16 protein-coding genes are annotated in these 15,420 nt (G+C 65.8%); 6 read left to right on the top strand and 10 right to left on the bottom strand.

Going from position 1 to position 15,420, the window contains the following annotated elements; genetic code table 11:
• Window positions 1-128: 128 nt before the first annotated feature.
• Complete coding sequence (locus ACNFH5_RS04055; protein ID WP_416744357.1) at window positions 129-1,448, bottom strand: MFS transporter; 1,320 nt, start codon at window positions 1,446-1,448, stop codon at window positions 129-131.
• Window positions 1,449-1,708: 260 nt separating this feature from the next.
• On the opposite strand from ACNFH5_RS04055, the gene ACNFH5_RS04050 reads away from it, so the two are divergent.
• A complete protein-coding gene (locus tag ACNFH5_RS04050; RefSeq protein ID WP_017521585.1) occupies window positions 1,709-2,113 on the top strand; it encodes an acyl-CoA thioesterase in 405 nt (134 codons plus the stop codon).
• 64 nt (window positions 2,114-2,177) lie between these two features.
• Here ACNFH5_RS04050 and betA read toward each other — a convergent pair whose 3' ends face one another.
• From betA to betI, 3 genes are all read right to left on the bottom strand, one after another.
• The gene (gene betA / locus ACNFH5_RS04045) at window positions 2,178-3,860 is read right to left on the bottom strand and encodes a choline dehydrogenase (RefSeq protein ID WP_416744356.1); all 1,683 of its coding nucleotides are present in this window, start codon (window positions 3,858-3,860) and stop codon (window positions 2,178-2,180) included.
• Between the two features lie 128 nt (window positions 3,861-3,988).
• On the bottom strand, window positions 3,989-5,461 hold the full coding sequence (gene betB, locus ACNFH5_RS04040; RefSeq protein ID WP_416744354.1) for a betaine-aldehyde dehydrogenase: 1,473 nt from the start codon (window positions 5,459-5,461) through the stop codon (window positions 3,989-3,991).
• 46 nt (window positions 5,462-5,507) lie between these two features.
• A complete protein-coding gene (gene betI / locus ACNFH5_RS04035) occupies window positions 5,508-6,101 on the bottom strand; it encodes a transcriptional regulator BetI (RefSeq protein ID WP_045214133.1) in 594 nt (197 codons plus the stop codon).
• A gap of 467 nt (window positions 6,102-6,568) precedes the next feature.
• Here betI and ACNFH5_RS04030 point away from each other — a divergent pair, with 467 nt between their 5' ends.
• Together ACNFH5_RS04030 and ACNFH5_RS04025 are read left to right on the top strand one after the other, a co-directional pair.
• Window positions 6,569-7,129: an HdeD family acid-resistance protein gene (locus tag ACNFH5_RS04030; RefSeq protein ID WP_416744353.1), complete on the top strand. Its 561-nt coding sequence runs from the start codon at window positions 6,569-6,571 to the stop codon at window positions 7,127-7,129.
• Window positions 7,122-7,292 carry a hypothetical protein gene (locus ACNFH5_RS04025; RefSeq protein WP_416744352.1) on the top strand — a complete coding sequence of 57 codons (171 nt, stop codon included), beginning with the start codon at window positions 7,122-7,124 and terminating at the stop codon, window positions 7,290-7,292. The genes ACNFH5_RS04030 and ACNFH5_RS04025 overlap by 8 nt, the downstream gene beginning before the upstream one ends.
• A 1-nt stretch (window position 7,293) precedes the next feature.
• Here ACNFH5_RS04025 and ACNFH5_RS04020 read toward each other — a convergent pair whose 3' ends face one another.
• Window positions 7,294-8,505, bottom strand: a complete 1,212-nt coding sequence (locus ACNFH5_RS04020) for a YeeE/YedE family protein (protein WP_416744351.1) — start codon at window positions 8,503-8,505, stop codon at window positions 7,294-7,296.
• Window positions 8,506-8,815: 310 nt separating this feature from the next.
• Window positions 8,816-10,270, bottom strand: a complete 1,455-nt coding sequence (locus ACNFH5_RS04015) for a PLP-dependent aminotransferase family protein (protein WP_416744349.1) — start codon at window positions 10,268-10,270, stop codon at window positions 8,816-8,818.
• Between the two features lie 116 nt (window positions 10,271-10,386).
• On the opposite strand from ACNFH5_RS04015, the gene ACNFH5_RS04010 reads away from it, so the two are divergent.
• The 3 genes from ACNFH5_RS04010 to ACNFH5_RS04000 all read left to right on the top strand — a co-directional run bounded on the left by ACNFH5_RS04010 (window position 10,387) and on the right by ACNFH5_RS04000 (window position 12,516).
• Window positions 10,387-10,836: a GNAT family N-acetyltransferase gene (locus ACNFH5_RS04010; protein WP_416744348.1), complete on the top strand. Its 450-nt coding sequence runs from the start codon at window positions 10,387-10,389 to the stop codon at window positions 10,834-10,836.
• Window positions 10,837-10,848: 12 nt separating this feature from the next.
• Entirely contained in the window at window positions 10,849-11,529 is a 681-nt protein-coding gene (locus ACNFH5_RS04005; RefSeq protein ID WP_416744346.1) for a GNAT family N-acetyltransferase, read from the top strand.
• An 81-nt stretch (window positions 11,530-11,610) separates the two neighbouring features.
• Window positions 11,611-12,516, top strand: a complete 906-nt coding sequence (locus ACNFH5_RS04000) for a D-hexose-6-phosphate mutarotase (protein WP_416744344.1) — start codon at window positions 11,611-11,613, stop codon at window positions 12,514-12,516.
• Window positions 12,517-12,659: 143 nt separating this feature from the next.
• Here ACNFH5_RS04000 and ACNFH5_RS03995 read toward each other — a convergent pair whose 3' ends face one another.
• From ACNFH5_RS03995 to purE, 4 genes are all read right to left on the bottom strand, one after another.
• Complete coding sequence (locus tag ACNFH5_RS03995; RefSeq protein ID WP_416744342.1) at window positions 12,660-13,202, bottom strand: DUF3299 domain-containing protein; 543 nt, start codon at window positions 13,200-13,202, stop codon at window positions 12,660-12,662.
• Window positions 13,203-13,287: 85 nt separating this feature from the next.
• Entirely contained in the window at window positions 13,288-13,533 is a 246-nt protein-coding gene (locus ACNFH5_RS03990) for a GlsB/YeaQ/YmgE family stress response membrane protein (RefSeq protein ID WP_169935442.1), read from the bottom strand.
• Window positions 13,534-13,729: 196 nt separating this feature from the next.
• Window positions 13,730-14,815: a 5-(carboxyamino)imidazole ribonucleotide synthase gene (locus tag ACNFH5_RS03985; RefSeq protein ID WP_416744340.1), complete on the bottom strand. Its 1,086-nt coding sequence runs from the start codon at window positions 14,813-14,815 to the stop codon at window positions 13,730-13,732.
• A gap of 8 nt (window positions 14,816-14,823) precedes the next feature.
• The gene (gene purE / locus ACNFH5_RS03980) at window positions 14,824-15,315 is read right to left on the bottom strand and encodes a 5-(carboxyamino)imidazole ribonucleotide mutase (RefSeq protein WP_416744338.1); all 492 of its coding nucleotides are present in this window, start codon (window positions 15,313-15,315) and stop codon (window positions 14,824-14,826) included.
• Window positions 15,316-15,420 lie beyond the last annotated feature (105 nt).

Genomic DNA, 15,420 nt, shown 5'->3' with positions numbered 1-15,420 from the left:
AATCTCTGTAAGTACTTGATTTTCAAGTTCTTTCAGCGCTTCGTCGCTGGGAGTGGTGCGCATTATAGGGAGTTTAAATGGGCCGTCAACGACTAATTTAAACTTTCTTCAAAAAACTGTCCGCTCGATCAGTTTGCCGCCATCCCCTGCCCTACCAGTCGACGCTCCTGGCGCAGCAGATAGGTACCCACCAGCAAGCCAACCACGCACAGGGCGACCACGTAGTAGGCCGGACCCAGCGGGTCTTCTTTCATAAGAAGGGCGACAACCATGGGCGTCAGGCCACCGAAGATGGCGTATGCCAGGTTGTAGGAGAAGGACAGGCCGGTGAAGCGCACTACCGCCGGGAAGGCGTTGACCATCACGTAAGGCACCGCGCCGATGACGCCGACGCACAGGCCGGTGACCGCATACAGCGGGAACAACCAGTCCGGGTGTACCTTCAAGCTGGTATAGAAAGTCCAGGAGACAACGCCCAGCAGAATGCTTCCATATATAAAGGTGCGACCTGCGCCGAAGCGATCGGCCAGACGGCCGGAAAGGATACAGCCCACGCTCAGGCAGACGATCGCCACGCTGTTGGCCTTCAGCGAAGTCGCCGCGTCGAAGCCGTAGACGGTCTGCAGTACCGATGGGGTCATCAGGATCACCACCACGATGCCAGCGGAAAGCACCCAGGTCAGCAGCATGGACAGCACGATGGCCGGACGGTGCTCACGCACCACCACGCCCAGCGGGACTTCCTCGGCCAGTTGTTTGCGCAGCTGCAGTTCGGCGAACACCGGCGTCTCGTGCAGCCAGCGGCGCAGGTAGACAGAGAACAGGCCGAAGATGCCGCCCAGCAGGAACGGGATACGCCAGGCGTAGCCTTGAACCTCCTCGGCGCTGTAGACGCTGTTGATCAGGGTCGCCACCAGCGAACCGATAAGGATGCCCGCGGTCAGACCCGACGTGAGCGTGCCGCAGGCATAGCCCACATGGCGATGTGGGACGTGCTCGGCCACGAACACCCAGGCGCCCGGCACTTCACCACCAATGGCCGCACCCTGGATGACGCGCAGGAGCAGGAGCGCCAGCGGCGCCCAGATACCAATCTGTGCGTAGGTCGGCAGCAGGCCCATGATCAGCGTCGGGACAGCCATCAGGAAGATGCTCAGGGTGAACATCTTCTTGCGGCCCAGCAGGTCGCCGAAGTGCGCCATCACCACACCGCCCAATGGGCGGGCCAGGTAGCCGGCGGCGAACAGTCCGAAAGTCTGCAACTGACGCAGCCAGTCGGGCATGTCGGCGGGGAAGAACAGCTTGCCGACCACGGTGGCGAAGAACACGAAGATGATGAAGTCGTAAAACTCCAGGGCGCCGCCCAGGGCGGACAACGAAAGAGTCTTGTAGTCGCTGCGGGTCAACGGACGTGACGCGGGCGCGGCAGGAGCGTTCACAGAAGGCATGGTGCTTGTTATCTCTGCAGGCAAGGAGGCTGCGGCCGGCAGCCGCAGGTGCCGCACCATAGCAAATTGCGCGGAGGCGACACAGCGGCCGCGCCCGCGGGAATTTCTCGAATTTCCGCGGTCGTCGCACAGGCCCCTGCTTCTATATAATGCTGGCAGGCCGATCAAAAGCTGTCCCAAGGCCTTGCGCCGGCAGGTGTCTTGGGAGAGTTTTTCCATAACCTCACCATGAGTACGCCGGGGGCAAGAGGCCCTTACCTATGATCGAGCTTGAACAAGAAGATCCCATCCCGCAGGGCGACCTTGCCCTGCAGATCACCGCCCTGCCGCGCGAGACCAACGGCTTTGGCGACATCTTCGGTGGCTGGCTGGTGGCGCAGATGGATCTCGCCGGAACCGCCATGTCCAGCCGCATTGCCGGAGGCCGCGTGGCCACGGTAGCCATCGACCGCATGGCCTTCCTGGTTCCGGTCGCTGTCGGCGCGCAGCTCTCCTTCTATACCCAGACCCTGGAAGTGGGCCGCAGCTCGATCCGCATGCTGGTCGAAGTTTGGAGCGACGATCCGCTATCCAGCGAATGGCGCAAGGTCACCGAGGCGGTGTTCGTCTTCGTCGCCATCGACGGCAGCGGTCGTACCCGCCCGGTTCCTCCGCGTCGTGGCTGATAACTGAAAACGCCGGCTCTCTTGCCGGCGTTTTCGTCTCTGCCTTCGTTTCTTTCTTTCAGAGTCAGCGCTGCGGTTTTCCGCGCACCGGCGCGCCGTTGGCCTTGTAGTAGTCGGCGGTGCTGCGCGGCAGCGACGGGCGACCGCGCACCTTATCGGCGAGCTTCTCGGCCATCATGATGGTGGTGGCGTTGAGGTTGCCGGTGATGATCAGCGGCATGATCGACGCATCGATCACGCGCAGCCCCTGCATACCGTGCACGCGGCCCTCGCCATCGACCACCGCCATGTCGTCTTCGCCCATCTTGCAGGAGCACGACGGGTGGAAGGCCGTTTCCGCATGCTCGCGGATGAATGCATCCAGGTCGGCATCGCTCTGCTTGTCCAGGCCCGGACTGATCTCGCGACCACGGTACGGATCCAGCGCCGGCTGGTTCATGATCTCGCGGGTGAGACGGATGCCGTCGCGGAATTCCTGCCAGTCCTGCTCGCAGGACATGTAGTTGAACAGGATGCTCGGGTGCTTGCGCGGATCGCGAGATGCCAGATTGATCCGCCCACGGCTGGGAGAGCGCATGGAGCCGACGTGGGCCTGGAAACCGTGCTCGCTCACCGCGTTGCTGCCGTTGTAGTTAATGGCGACCGGCAGGAAGTGGTACTGGATGTTCGGCCACTCGAATTCCGGGCGGCTGCGGATGAAGCCGCCGGCCTCGAACTGGTTACTCGCACCCAGCCCCGTGCCGAGGAACATCCATTCCGCACCGATCTGCGGCTGGTTCCACCATTGCAAGGCCGGGTACAGCGACACCGGCTGCTTGCAGGCGTACTGCAGGTACATCTCCAGGTGGTCCTGGAGGTTCTGGCCGACTCCGGGCAGGTCATGCACAACCTCGATGCCCAGGTCGCGTAGCAAGGCGGCCGGACCGACGCCGGAGCGCTGCAGCAACTGCGGAGAAGCAATGGCGCCGGAGCAAACCAGCACTTCGCGACGTGCGCGGACCTCCTTCAGCGCGTTGTCATCACCATGCAGATAGGTCGCGCCGATGGCGCGCTTGCCGCTGAACAGGATGCGGTCGGTCAGGGCGTGGGTGACGATGGTCAGGTTCGGGCGCTCGCGGGCCTGGTCCAGGTAGCCACGGGCGGTACTGGCGCGGCGGCCCTGTGGGGTGACGGTGCGGTCCATCGGACCGAAGCCTTCCTGCTGATAACCGTTGAGGTCCTCGGTACGCGGATAACCCGCCTGCACGCCCGCCTCGACCATGGCGTGGAACAGCGGGTTGTTGCCAGCCTTGGGCGTGGTGACGCTCACCGGGCCGCTGCCGCCGTGGTAGTCGTTGGGGCCGATGTCGCGGGTCTCGGCCTTGCGGAAGTACGGCAGGCAGTCGAGGTAGGTCCAGTCCTCCAGGCCCTTCTCCTGCGCCCAGCCGTCGAAGTCCATGGCGTTGCCGCGGATGTAGCACATGCCGTTGATCAGCGAGGAGCCGCCCAGGCCCTTGCCGCGCCCGCACTCCATGCGGCGGTTGTTCATGTGCGGTTCCGGGTCGGTCAGGTAGGCCCAATTGTAGCGGCGACCCTGCAGCGGGTACGCCAGCGCGGCGGGCATCTGCGTGCGGAAGTCGGCACGGTAGTCCGGGCCGCCGGCTTCGAGCAGCAGGACGCTGACATCGGCGTCTTCGGTCAGGCGGGTAGCCAGTACGTTACCGGCGGAACCGGCGCCGATGATGATGTAGTCGTATTCCTGGGACATGCAGGCCTTCCTCTTTTTCAGGCACGACACCGCCCGCGACGCGTGCGCGCCGGTGTCTGCGTGTTAGGGATGGCCGGTGGTCAGGGAGTCATGCCTGCGACCGGCCTTTCATGGCTCGATCGCGGCGATCAGAACACCGAGGTGTAGTCGCCCAGCTCTACCTGTACGGATTTGATGCGAGTGTAATGAGCCAGGGTGGTCAGGCCGTTCTCACGACCGACACCCGATTGCTTGTATCCGCCAACCGGCATCTCGGCCGGCGACTCGCCCCAGGTGTTGATCCAGCAGATGCCCGCTTCCAGGCGATGGATCGCCCGGTGCGCGCGGGCCAGGTCCTGGGTGACGACGCCGGCGGCGAGACCGTACTCGGTGTCGTTGGCGCGGCGGATGGCCTCGTCTTCGGTGTCGTAGACGAGGATGCTCATGACCGGCCCGAAGATTTCCTCGCGGACGATGGTCATGTCGTCACGGCAATCGGTGAACACGGTCGGGGCGACGTACGCGCCCTGGCCGAACTCGCCATGGGTGACACGCTCGCCACCGCACAGCAGGCGGGCCTTCTGTTCCTTGCCGGACTCGATATAGGAGAGAACGCTCTCCATGTGCGGGAAGCTCACCAGCGGACCGAAGTTGGTGTTTTCGTCCTGCGGGTTGCCCAGGCGGATGCGCTTCACGCGCTCCAGCACCTTGGCTTCGAAGCGCGCCTGCAGGTTCCGCGGGATGAACACGCGGGTGCCGTTGGTGCAGACCTGGCCGGAGCTGAAGAAGTTGGCCATGACGGCGATGTCGGCGGCGCGGTCGAGGTTGGCGTCTTCGAAGATGATCAGCGGCGACTTGCCGCCCAGCTCCATGGTGACTTCCTTGAGCGAGGAACTGGAGGCGCTGGCCATGACCTTCTTGCCGGTGGAGGTGCCGCCGGTGAAGGAAATCTTCTCGATCACCGGATGCTCAGTCAGCCACTGGCCAACTTCGCGGCCACTGCCGGTCAGCACGTTGAACACGCCATCGGGCAGGCCGGCTTCGGTATAGACCTCGGCGAGTTTCAGCGCGGTCAGCGGGGTGACTTCGCTGGGCTTGAAGATCATCGCGTTGCCAGCGGCCAGGGCCGGGGCAGATTTCCACAGGGCGATCTGGATCGGGTAGTTCCAGGCGCCGATGCCGGCAACCACACCCAGCGGCTCGCGGCGGGTGTAGACGAAGCTGGTGTCGCGCAGCGGGATCTGCTCGCCTTCGATGGCAGGCACCAGGCCGGCGTAGTACTCGAGCACGTCTGCACCAGTGACGATGTCGACGAAACGGGTTTCGGCCAACGGCTTGCCGGTGTCGAGGGTTTCCAGTTCCGCCAGTTCGTCGTTGCGCTCGCGGAGGATGTCCACGGCGCGGCGCAGAATGCGCGAGCGCTGCATGGCGGTCATCGCCGCCCAGACTTTCTGCCCTTCCACCGCTGCCTGCGCGGCGCGCTCGACGTCTTCCTTCGAGGCGCGTTGTACCTGGGCGAGGACTTCACCGTTGGCCGGATTGATGGTCTCGAAGGTGGCGCCGCTGGTGGCTTCCACGTAGCGACCGCCAATGTAGAGCTTCTGTACTTCGAATCGAGCCATGGTGCGGTGGTCCTCTCTTGTCGGTGTCAGCGCAAGGCTGCGCCCACTATCCGGGGCGCTTGGCCAGTTGTTGGTCGAGGTAGTCGTAGGCAATCGCCAACGCCTGCTCGGTGTCGAAGGCGTCGCCCGAGAGCGCGCCCCGCAGCCAGAGGCCGTCGATCAGCGCGGCCAGCCCGCGAGCGGCGCTGCGGGCCTGGGCCAGCGGCAGTTCGCGGCGGAACTGGCTGCACAGGTTCGAATACAGCCGGTGGTCGTTGATCCGCTGCAATCGGCGCAACGCCGGCTGGTGCATGCTGGTCGCCCAGAACGCCAGCCAGGTCTTCATGGCCGGGCCGTTGACCTGGGAGCTGTCGAAGTTGCCGGCGATGATGGCCCGCAGGTGCGAGCGCGGTTCGTCGTTGCGCAAGGTAGCGCGGCGCTCGGCGACAGCCTTGCTCAATGCCGACATCAAATGTCGCATCGTCGCTTCCAGCAGCCCGTTCTTGTCCTGGAAGTAGTGGCTGATGATGCCGTTGGAGACCCCCGCGAGGCGGGCGATCAGGGCGATGCTGGCGTCGCTCATGCCCACCTGGTCCACCGCCTCGAGGGTCGCGTGGATCAGCTGGGAGCGGCGAATCGGCTGCATACCGACCTTGGGCATTTTTCAATCTCCTCTTCGCCGGGCGTACCTGTGCCGTCCGGCGATAATGTGGGCCAGTCTATTCGTTTTTTATTGAACGCTCAATCAACTAAGAATATGCTGCGCTGCATCAACATCTCCGAGGCGCCCGCATGGCGGGGCCCGTACCGTTCATCGCTACGCCACACTCCAACCCGCAAGGATCGCAGAATCCGCGCCGGATGTGTCGCAGCCGCTCTCCCCGGTGACGTCGCCTGACGGCACCTGCCCGTTGCGACGGGCCTTCCACAGCCCGGCCCGTGCCGGGCTTTCTTTTTTGGGTTCTCGTTGTAGGAGCGAGCTTGCTCGCGAACCGCCCAGCGATGGCGCTGCCGGTGAACTCGGTTCGCGAGCAAGCTCGCTCCTACAGATCACGGCGTGACTTGGCGCAAGCGATCGAGAACGCGAGGGACTATGGTTTGAGCCATACCCCTCGCGAGGATCGCACCATGTCGCAACACCCGCTCTGGCAGGCCCTGGGCCGCCACTGGAAATGGATCGCCCTGCGCGGCGTCGCCGCCCTGCTGTTCGGCATCCTGGCCATGGTCTGGCCGGGCATCGTGCTGACTGTGATGGTGCTGTTCTTCGGCGCATACGCCTTCGTCGACGGCCTGTTCACCCTGATCGCCGCCGCGCAGATGCGCGAATCCGGCCGGCCCTTGTGGCCACTGGTGCTGGTGGGATTGCTGGGGATCGCGGCCGGGCTGGTCGCCTTCCTCTGGCCGCAGCTGACCGCATTGGGCCTGCTGATGCTGATCGCCGGCTGGGCGCTGGTGATGGGCGTACTGCAGATCATCGCGGCGATCCGCCTGCGCAAGGCGCTGCGGAACGAGTGGTGGCTGGGGCTTTCCGGCGCGGTGTCAGTGCTGTTCGGCGTGCTGATGATCGGTAACCCCGGCGCCGGGGCGATTGCCGTGGCCTGGGTGATCGGCGCCTACTCGGTGTTCTTCGGTGTCCTGCTGATCCTGCTCGCGCTGCGCCTGCGCAAGACTTCGACCTTCAATGCCTGAGCAGCGGGACTGGTGCCTGCTGCGCCTGGACGACAACGGCAACCGCTTCGTCATGCGCCGCCAGTTGACCCGCGCCGAGGCCGAAGCCCTGGCGCGGGACTACCAGGCCCGCGGCCACAAGCAGACCTACTGGGCGGAGTGCGAGACGCCCCGCCCGGCCTGACTCAGCAGCCGGTCAGGCGCTCTTCCACGCGCTCGGCGGGGAAGAAGATCGGCCGCAGGCGCACGCCCACCGCGTTGCCGAAGAACGCCGCCACCAGCCACAACCAGCCGTGCAGGCTGCCGGAGGCGATGCCGCTGAAGTACGCGCCGATGTTGCAGCCGTAGGCCAGGCGCGCGCCGTAGCCCAGCAGCAGGCCGCCGATCACCGCCGCAATCAGCGAGCGCGCGGGGATCTTCAGGCTCGGCGCGAAACGCCCGGCGAGGCCAGCGGCCAGCAGCGCGCCGATCATGATGCCGAAGTCCATCACGCTGGTGACGTCCTGCCAGACCGGTGCGGCCAGCGCCTTGGCGTTGGCTTCGACCTGCCAGAAGGCCCACTGGTCGACGGCGATACCGACGCTCTCGAACGCCTTTGCGCCCCACAGGGCAAAGGCCGAGGTGACGCCCCACGGACGCCCGGCCAGCGCCAGGGTGGCGAAGTTCAGCAACGCCAGCGCCACAGCGCCCCACACCAATGGCCAGGGGCCGCGGAAGAGCCGACCGGCACCCTGCTCACCGTTGCTGGCGATCAGCTCCAGCACGCCATGGCGGCGGCGCTCCAGCACGACGCTGATGGCCGCGATGCCGGCGAACAGCGCCAGGCTCAGCGCCAGTGCCGGGAACAGGCCCAGCGTCTGCACGATGGAGGTCGGCGGCAACGATGGCAGCGCGAACCACCAGCCGATGTGATGGGTGGCGACCACCGAGCCGATGATGAAGAACAGCAGCGTCACCAGCATCCGCGCGTTGCCGCCGCCCACGGTGAACAGCGTGCCGGAGGCGCAGCCGCCGCCCAACTGCATGCCGATGCCGAAGATGAAGGCGCCGACGATGACCGACGTGCCAGCCGGCGACACCAGCCCTTTCACCGGCTCGCCGAACAGCGTGCCAGCGGCCAGTGCTGGAAAGAACAGCAGCACCGCGATCGCCAGCATCACCATCTGCGCGCGCAGGCCCGCACCGCGGCGCTCACGGATGAACACGCGCCAGGCGGACGTGAAGCCGAAGGCGGCGTGGTAGAGCGTCAGCCCCAGCGCGCCACCGACCAGGAACAGCAGGGCCTGCCGGCCGCTCACCAGCTGGGCGAGGAACAGTGCGCCCACCAGCAGCAGGAGGAAGGCGACCCAGGGCGCAGGCGACTTGCGCTCGGGGACGGTGGACAGGGCTAGGCTCATGGCGGCTCCGGGGTATTTTCGAGAGGGGCGATATTCTAGGGAGCGTAGTGGCTCTCGCCAACTTCGTAAGGCAGCTAAGGAAATAGCTCGGGGTTACAAGGTACGGGGAACTCGGTTCAACTTCGAGTTGTGGGCTTGGCTCCTAACCCTCTCCCTAACCCTCTCCCTGAAGGGAGAGGGGATATCCGTATCAAGCGCACCCTGTTGCGACACCGGCGAGATTGGTGGTCTCCGCACACGCCGAATCGCTCCGTCTCCCTTCAGGGAGAGGGCTGGGGAGAGGGGCTCTTCGGCCTTGCAAATGCCCGAATCAGGCCCAGGCCTTGCGCAACGCCTTGAGCGCCTCGGCGATCCGCGCCTCCGGCACCGCCGCGAAGCCCAGCACCAGTCCGGCACGCTGATCCGCTGGCTCGACGGACTCCGGCAGCCAGTAATCACTCAGCGCATTCACTTCCACGCCAACGGCCGCCGCGCGCTGCACCAACGCCAGCTCACGCTCGCGGCTGTCGACCCGCACGCACAAGTGCAAGCCCGCCTCCACAGTCGGCATCGGCGCGCAGCCTGTTACTTCCGGCCAGCCGCGCAGCAACGCGTCGCGACGGCTGCGCGCGGCCCGGCGCATGCGCCGGACGTGGCGCTGGAAATGCCCTTCGGCGATGAAGTCGGCCATCACTCGCTGGGTGCCTACCTCGGAATGGCGCACATCCAGCGCACGCCGCCGGGCGAAGGCCTGCGCCAGCGCCGGCGGTACGACGAGGTAACCCAGGCGCAGCGCCGGGAAGGCAATCTTGCAGAAGGTGCCCACGTACAGCACGCGATCATGGCGATCCAGCGCGGCCAGCGGCATCAGTGGCGTTCCGCTGTAGCGGTACTCACCGTCGTAGTCATCCTCGACGATCCAGCCATTGCTGCGCTCGGCCCACTCCAGCAACTCCAGGCGCCGCGCCAGCGAAAGGGTCACACCGGTGGGGTACTGGTGCGACGGCGTGACGTAGACCAGCCGGCAATCGGGTAACTGCGCCAACTGCTCGGTACAGAGGCCATCGGCATCCACCGGTACGCCGTGCAGGCACGCCCCCGCCGTGGCAAAGGCATGGCCGGCGGCGCGGTAGCCGGGGTTCTCGATGGCCGCACCATCGCCAGGGGCCAGCAGCACCTGGGCGCACAGCGCAATGCCCTGCTGGGCGCCGCTGGTGATGATGATCTGCCCGGCGTCGCAGTGCAGGCCGCGCGTAGTCCGCAGGTAGGCGGCGACCAGTTCGCGCAGGCGCTGCTCGCCGGCCGGGTCACCGTAGCCCAGGCAATCCAGCGGCGGGTCGCGCCAGAAGCGCGCCTGCAGCCGCGCCCAGGTATCGAAGGGAAAGAGGTCGAAAGCCGGTACGCCGACCCGGAACGCCCGTGGCGCGCCGGTGGGCGGCATGGGCAGGTGATGCCGCGCCAGTCGCTCCAGGGACGGCGCATCCGGGCTGCGCGCCTGGTTGCGTAGCGCATCGACCGAGGGCTGCACGCGCTTGGCCACATAGGTGCCATCGCCAGTGCGGCCCTCGATATAGCCCTCGGCGTAGAGCTGCTCGTAGGCGCGCACTACGGTATTGCGCGAGACGTTAAGCGACGCCGCCAGGTCCCGACTGGCCGGGAGCCGCGAGCGGGCAGCCAGGCGGCCGTCGAGGATGCGCTCGCGCAGCGCCTGGAACAGTTGCAGCCCCAGCGGGCGAGCGGGATCGAGGCGGATGCCGGACGGGTTGAAAGGCAGTGGAACACTCATGGGACAGCATCCAGGACAGCGGCAATGGTTCCTTTTATTTGATCATGAATGGCTCTTTAGCAGAACCAATTACGCGCCTAGGCTGGAAGCATCCCAACGCACACAAGGTCCTTACCATGTCTTCCGCTGTCGAGATCCGTCCGATCACTGCCGATGATCACGCCGCCTGGTTGCCGCTCTGGCAGGGTTATCAGCGCTTCTACAAGACCACCATCGACGACGCCACCACAGCCGTCACCTGGCAGCGCTTTCTCGATGAGGCCGAACCGATGCATGCCGCCCTCGCCTGGCGCGATGGCGAGGCCATCGGCCTGGTGCACTTCATCTACCACCGCTCCTGCTGGACCCAGGGCGACTACGTCTATCTGCAGGACCTGTACGTCGCCGAAGGCCAGCGCGGTGGCGGCATCGGTGCGGCGCTGATCGAGCACGTCTACGCCGATGCCCGCGCCAATGGCGCCTCGCGGGTGCACTGGCTGACCCACGAGAGCAACACCGACGCCATGTTCCTCTACGACCGGATCGCCGACCGCTCCGGGTTCGTCCAGTACCGCAAAGTCCTCTGAGCCGGAGCGCCCATGAACGACCAACCCCTGCTGAACTGGCGCCCCGCCGCCAGCCCCGAGCGCCGCACCCTGACCGGCCGCCATATCAACCTCGTCCCACTGGACGTCGCCCTCCACGGCGATGACCTGTGGCAGGCGCTGCAAGGCCCGGACTCCGATCCGGTCCTGTGGGACTACCTGCCCTATGGCCCCTTCGCCGAGCGCGCGCCCTTCGATGCCTGGCTGGCAGGCAACGCGGCCAGCAATGACCCGCTGTTCTTCGCCGTGATCGACCGCGCGAGCGGCCGCGCGGTGGGCCTGCTCAGCTACCTGCGGATCTTCCCCAAGGACGGCAGCATCGAGATCGGCCACATCGCCTACGGCCGCGTGATGCAGCGCTCGCCGGCCTCCACCGAGGCGGTCTACCTGCTGGCGCGCTGGGCCTTCGAGATGGGCTACCGGCGCCTGGAATGGAAGTGCAATGCGCTCAACGCCCGCTCGATGCGCGCCGCTGCACGCCTGGGCTTCACTTTCGAGGGGACCTTCCGCCAGGCCACCGTAGTGAAGGACCGCAATCGTGACACTGCCTGGTTCTCCATCATCGACAGCGAATGGCCGCGTTGCCAGCAGGCCTTCGAACGCTGGCTGGACGCCGCGAACCTGGATGCCGACGGTCAGCAACGGGAACGCCTCGAAGACCTGCGCCAGCGCTGATCTTTTCATTCTCCGGGAACTGCCCGGTGCGCGAAGGATCGGTGATACTGAAACTTTCGCATCGCAGTCCCGGAGACCCCCATGAGCAGCGAAATCCAGACGCCCCGCGTCGAACAGGTGCAGGTCGACCAACTGTCCTGCTGGCGCATCCACACCGCCCATGGTGAAGCCCTGATCGCCCAACAGGGCGCGCAACTGCTGAGCTATCAGCCCCACGAGCAACCGCCGGTGGTCTGGCTGAGCGAGACCGCCGAGTACAAGCACGGGCAATCCGTGCGCGGCGGCGCGCCGGTGTGCTGGCCGTGGTTCGGCGTCTTCGAACGCAACCCGGTGGAAATCCGCACCGCCTACCGGGGCGACAAGCCACCGGCCCACGGCCTGGTGCGCGCAGTGGACTGGCAACTGGACGACATCGCCGACGAGCTGGGGCAGCTTTCCGTGCACTTCAGCTTCGATGCCAGCCAGGGCCTGCCGGGCTGGTCACACGCGGCGCGGCTGGAACTGGTGATGCGCTTCGGCGAGCACCTGACCCTGGAAATGACTACTCACAACCTGGGCGACAGCCCATTGCCGCTGAGCCAGGCGCTGCACACCTACTTCGCCGTCAGCGATTGCCGCGAGGCGGTCATCGATGGTCTGCAGGGCAACCGCTACATCGACACGATGCAGAACTGGGAGGAGCGCCAGCAGCACGGCGTAGTGCGCTTCGCTGGCGAAGTCGACCGCATCTACCTGGATGTGGAGAAGACCCTGGTGATCCGCGATCCGCTCTGGGAGCGGGCCATCCACGTCAAGGCCGGTGGCTCGCGCTCGGCGGTGGTATGGAACCCCTGGATCGACAAGGCGGCGCGCCTGTCGCAGATGGCCGACGGCGCGTGGAAGGACATGCTCTGCATCGAGACCGCACGGGTGATGGACGACGCCCTGAGCGTCGCGCCAGGGCGCAGCGAAACCATGAGCGTGGAGATCTGGAGCGAGCCGCTGTAAGGCTGATCCGCCTGCGGCCCTCCAATAAAAAAGCCCGGCATCCGCCGGGCTTTTTTATTGCGCGTGTAGGAGCGAGCTTGCTCGCGAACACGTGCCCCGCTGCGAGACCCCTTCGCGAGCAAGCTCGCTCCTACGAAGAGCTCTTACAGGTCGCTCTCCTCCACCGGCCGCACCTTGGCGTCGTCGATGGCGTAGGCCGCATCTGCCAGGTCATTGCTGACCGTTTCGACCTTCAGCGTGCCGCTGACCCAGATCGGGTTGTAGATATCGTCGATCTGGATCCCCTTGGGGTAGCGCACCAGCACGATCTGGTTCGGCGGCGGCGGCGGCACGTGGATGCAGGCGCCCGGATAGGGCACCAGGAAGAACTCGGTCACGCGGCCCTTGGCGTCGTTTTCCAGGGGCACGGGGTAGCCGCCCAGGCGCAGCGCCTTGCCGTTGAGCGCGGCAACGGTTTTGGTCGAATACATCACCTGCGGCAGCTTCTTGTCGGTCTGTTTCAGCCCGCCCTTGTTGGTGAAGGTGCCGTTGGCCTCGGGGCCGTTGTGGGTAATTTCCGGCATGTTTTCCAGCGCCTTGCGGTCGCTGGGCGGCATCAGGGAAAGCCAGTCGGTTTCGGGGAGTTCGGCGGCGGACGCCAGGGAAGTCAGCACTATCAGACAGCAGGCGAGCAATGATCGGCGCATCGTGGACTCGAAAGGCCCGGTCGGGCACAGGCGGGATATTCCTCCAGCACCCTCCCCCCTAGCGGGAGAGGGCCGGAAATCACCGTCAATTCTTCTTGATCAGGCCGTAAATGACCAGCAGCACGATGGCGCCGATCACCGCGCCGATAAAGCCTGCCGCCTGTCCGGCCGAATAGATGCCCAGTGCCTGGCCGCCATAGGTCGCCAGCAGCGAGCCGCCGATGCCGATCAGGATGGTCATGATCCAGCCCATGCTGTCGTCGCCCGGCTTCAGAAAGCGAGCGATGAGTCCTACGATCAGGCCGATGACGATGGTTCCGATTAATCCCATGACAGTCCCTCCTTGTGGGTTGAGCGCGGTGGGTGCGCGCCTGTCATGGGACAGTGTAGGAAACGCCAGCGTTCCGTGTTTTGCCGCGATCCAGAGCGACTACCCGTGTTTCGCGGGCCTTACAGCAATGGGTGAGCCCACCATGAAAAAAGCCGCGTCAGTGATTGACGCGGCTTCGTTCGGAGCAGCGTAACGGTCAGCCCTTGGCGATCAGCGCCTCGACCTCGGCAATGCGCGCTTTCAGGGTCGGCAGGTCGGCGCTGCGCAGGGTGGCGTGGCCAACCTTGCGCCCGGCCTTGAAGGCCTTGCCGTAGTGGTGCAGGTGGCAGTCGGCGATGTTCAGCACGTCGGCCACCGGCGGCACTTCGCCGATGAAGTTGAGCATGGCGCTTTCGCCCACTTTCGCGGTCGAGCCCAGCGGCAGGCCGGCGATGGCCCGCACGTGGTTCTCGAACTGGCTGCACTCGGAACCTTCGATGGTCCAGTGGCCGGAGTTGTGCACACGCGGGGCGATCTCGTTGGCCTTCAGGCCGCCGTCGACCTCGAAGAACTCGAACGCCATCACGCCCACGTACTGCAGCTTGTCCAGCACCCGGCCGACGTAGTCTTCGGCCAGTGCCTGCAGAGGGTGGTCGGTGCTCGCCACGGACAGGCGCAGGATGCCGTTCTCGTGGGTGTTGTGCACCAGCGGGTAGAAACGGGTCTCGCCATCGCGGGCGCGTACCGCCACCAGCGAGACTTCGCCGGTGAAGGGCACGAAGCCTTCGAGGATGCACGGCACGCTGCCCAGTTCGGCAAAGGCGCCAGTGACGTCCTCGGCCTTGCGCAGGACTTTCTGGCCCTTGCCGTCGTAGCCCAGGGTGCGGGTCTTCATCACCGCCGGCAGGCCGATGCTGGCCACCGCGGCGTCGAGGTCGGCCTGGGATTGCACGTCGGCGAAGGACGGGGTCGGAATCCCCAGGTCCTTGAACATGGACTTCTCGAACCAGCGATCGCGGGCAATGCGCAGCGACTCGGCGTTCGGATAGACCGGCACGAACTGCGAGAGGAAGGCCACGGTTTCGGCCGGCACGCTCTCGAACTCGAAGGTCACCACGTCGACTTCATCGGCCAGCTGGCGCAGGTGGTCCTGGTCGCTGTAGTCGGCGCGGATGTGCTCGCCCAGGGACTGCGCGCAGGCGTCCGGCGCCGGGTCGAGGAAGGCGAAGTTCATGCCCAGCGGAGTGCCCGCCAGGGACAGCATGCGGCCCAGCTGGCCGCCACCGATGACACCGATCTTCATGGTTCTGCTCAGGCCTCGCGCGGGTCGGGATTGTCCAGCACCGTCTCGGTCTGGGTGGCGCGGAACTGCTTCAGCGCATCGTGGTATTTGGGGTACTTGGCGCCCAGGATACTGGCGGACAGCAGGGCTGCGTTGATGGCACCGGCCTTGCCGATGGCCAGGGTGGCGACCGGGACGCCCGCAGGCATCTGCACGATGGACAGCAGCGAATCGACGCCCGAGAGCATGGAGGACTGCACCGGCACGCCGAGAACCGGCAGGTGGGTCTTGGCAGCGCACATGCCCGGCAGGTGGGCGGCACCGCCGGCGCCGGCGATGATCACTTCGATGCCGCGGCCATCGGCTTCTTCGGCGTACTGGAACAGCAGGTCCGGAGTACGGTGGGCGGAAACCACCTTCACTTCATACGGAATGCCGAGCTTGTCCAGCATGTCTGCGGTGTGGCTCAGGGTGCTCCAGTCGGATTTCGAACCCATGATCACGCCAACCAGTGCGCTCATCGTCGTGCCTCTCTCAAGTGCGCTCTTGGGCGCGTCAGAAACCAACAAGCCACGACTCCGTGAGGGCGTGGCTTGTACGTGGCCAAACCGGCGGGCAGTGCCGGC

Source organism: Pseudomonas sp. NY15435, assembly GCF_048068295.1.
In the GTDB taxonomy this organism is placed as follows: Bacteria; Pseudomonadota; Gammaproteobacteria; order Pseudomonadales; family Pseudomonadaceae; genus Pseudomonas.
The sequence above is the reverse complement of the archived record's forward strand: the minus strand, read 5'-3'. Positions and strand labels throughout refer to the sequence as shown.

Coding starts and splice junctions, on each gene's coding strand:
- ACNFH5_RS04055 (WP_416744357.1), bottom strand. CDS start 1,448: ATGCCTTCTGTGAACGCTCCTGCCGCGCCCGCGTCACGTCCGTTGACC.
- ACNFH5_RS04050 (WP_017521585.1), top strand. CDS start 1,709: ATGATCGAGCTTGAACAAGAAGATCCCATCCCGCAGGGCGACCTTGCC.
- betA (WP_416744356.1), bottom strand. CDS start 3,860: ATGTCCCAGGAATACGACTACATCATCATCGGCGCCGGTTCCGCCGGT.
- betB (WP_416744354.1), bottom strand. CDS start 5,461: ATGGCTCGATTCGAAGTACAGAAGCTCTACATTGGCGGTCGCTACGTG.
- betI (WP_045214133.1), bottom strand. CDS start 6,101: ATGCCCAAGGTCGGTATGCAGCCGATTCGCCGCTCCCAGCTGATCCAC.
- ACNFH5_RS04030 (WP_416744353.1), top strand. CDS start 6,569: ATGTCGCAACACCCGCTCTGGCAGGCCCTGGGCCGCCACTGGAAATGG.
- ACNFH5_RS04025 (WP_416744352.1), top strand. CDS start 7,122: ATGCCTGAGCAGCGGGACTGGTGCCTGCTGCGCCTGGACGACAACGGC.
- ACNFH5_RS04020 (WP_416744351.1), bottom strand. CDS start 8,505: ATGAGCCTAGCCCTGTCCACCGTCCCCGAGCGCAAGTCGCCTGCGCCC.
- ACNFH5_RS04015 (WP_416744349.1), bottom strand. CDS start 10,270: ATGAGTGTTCCACTGCCTTTCAACCCGTCCGGCATCCGCCTCGATCCC.
- ACNFH5_RS04010 (WP_416744348.1), top strand. CDS start 10,387: ATGTCTTCCGCTGTCGAGATCCGTCCGATCACTGCCGATGATCACGCC.
- ACNFH5_RS04005 (WP_416744346.1), top strand. CDS start 10,849: ATGAACGACCAACCCCTGCTGAACTGGCGCCCCGCCGCCAGCCCCGAG.
- ACNFH5_RS04000 (WP_416744344.1), top strand. CDS start 11,611: ATGAGCAGCGAAATCCAGACGCCCCGCGTCGAACAGGTGCAGGTCGAC.
- ACNFH5_RS03995 (WP_416744342.1), bottom strand. CDS start 13,202: ATGCGCCGATCATTGCTCGCCTGCTGTCTGATAGTGCTGACTTCCCTG.
- ACNFH5_RS03990 (WP_169935442.1), bottom strand. CDS start 13,533: ATGGGATTAATCGGAACCATCGTCATCGGCCTGATCGTAGGACTCATC.
- ACNFH5_RS03985 (WP_416744340.1), bottom strand. CDS start 14,815: ATGAAGATCGGTGTCATCGGTGGCGGCCAGCTGGGCCGCATGCTGTCC.
- purE (WP_416744338.1), bottom strand. CDS start 15,315: ATGAGCGCACTGGTTGGCGTGATCATGGGTTCGAAATCCGACTGGAGC.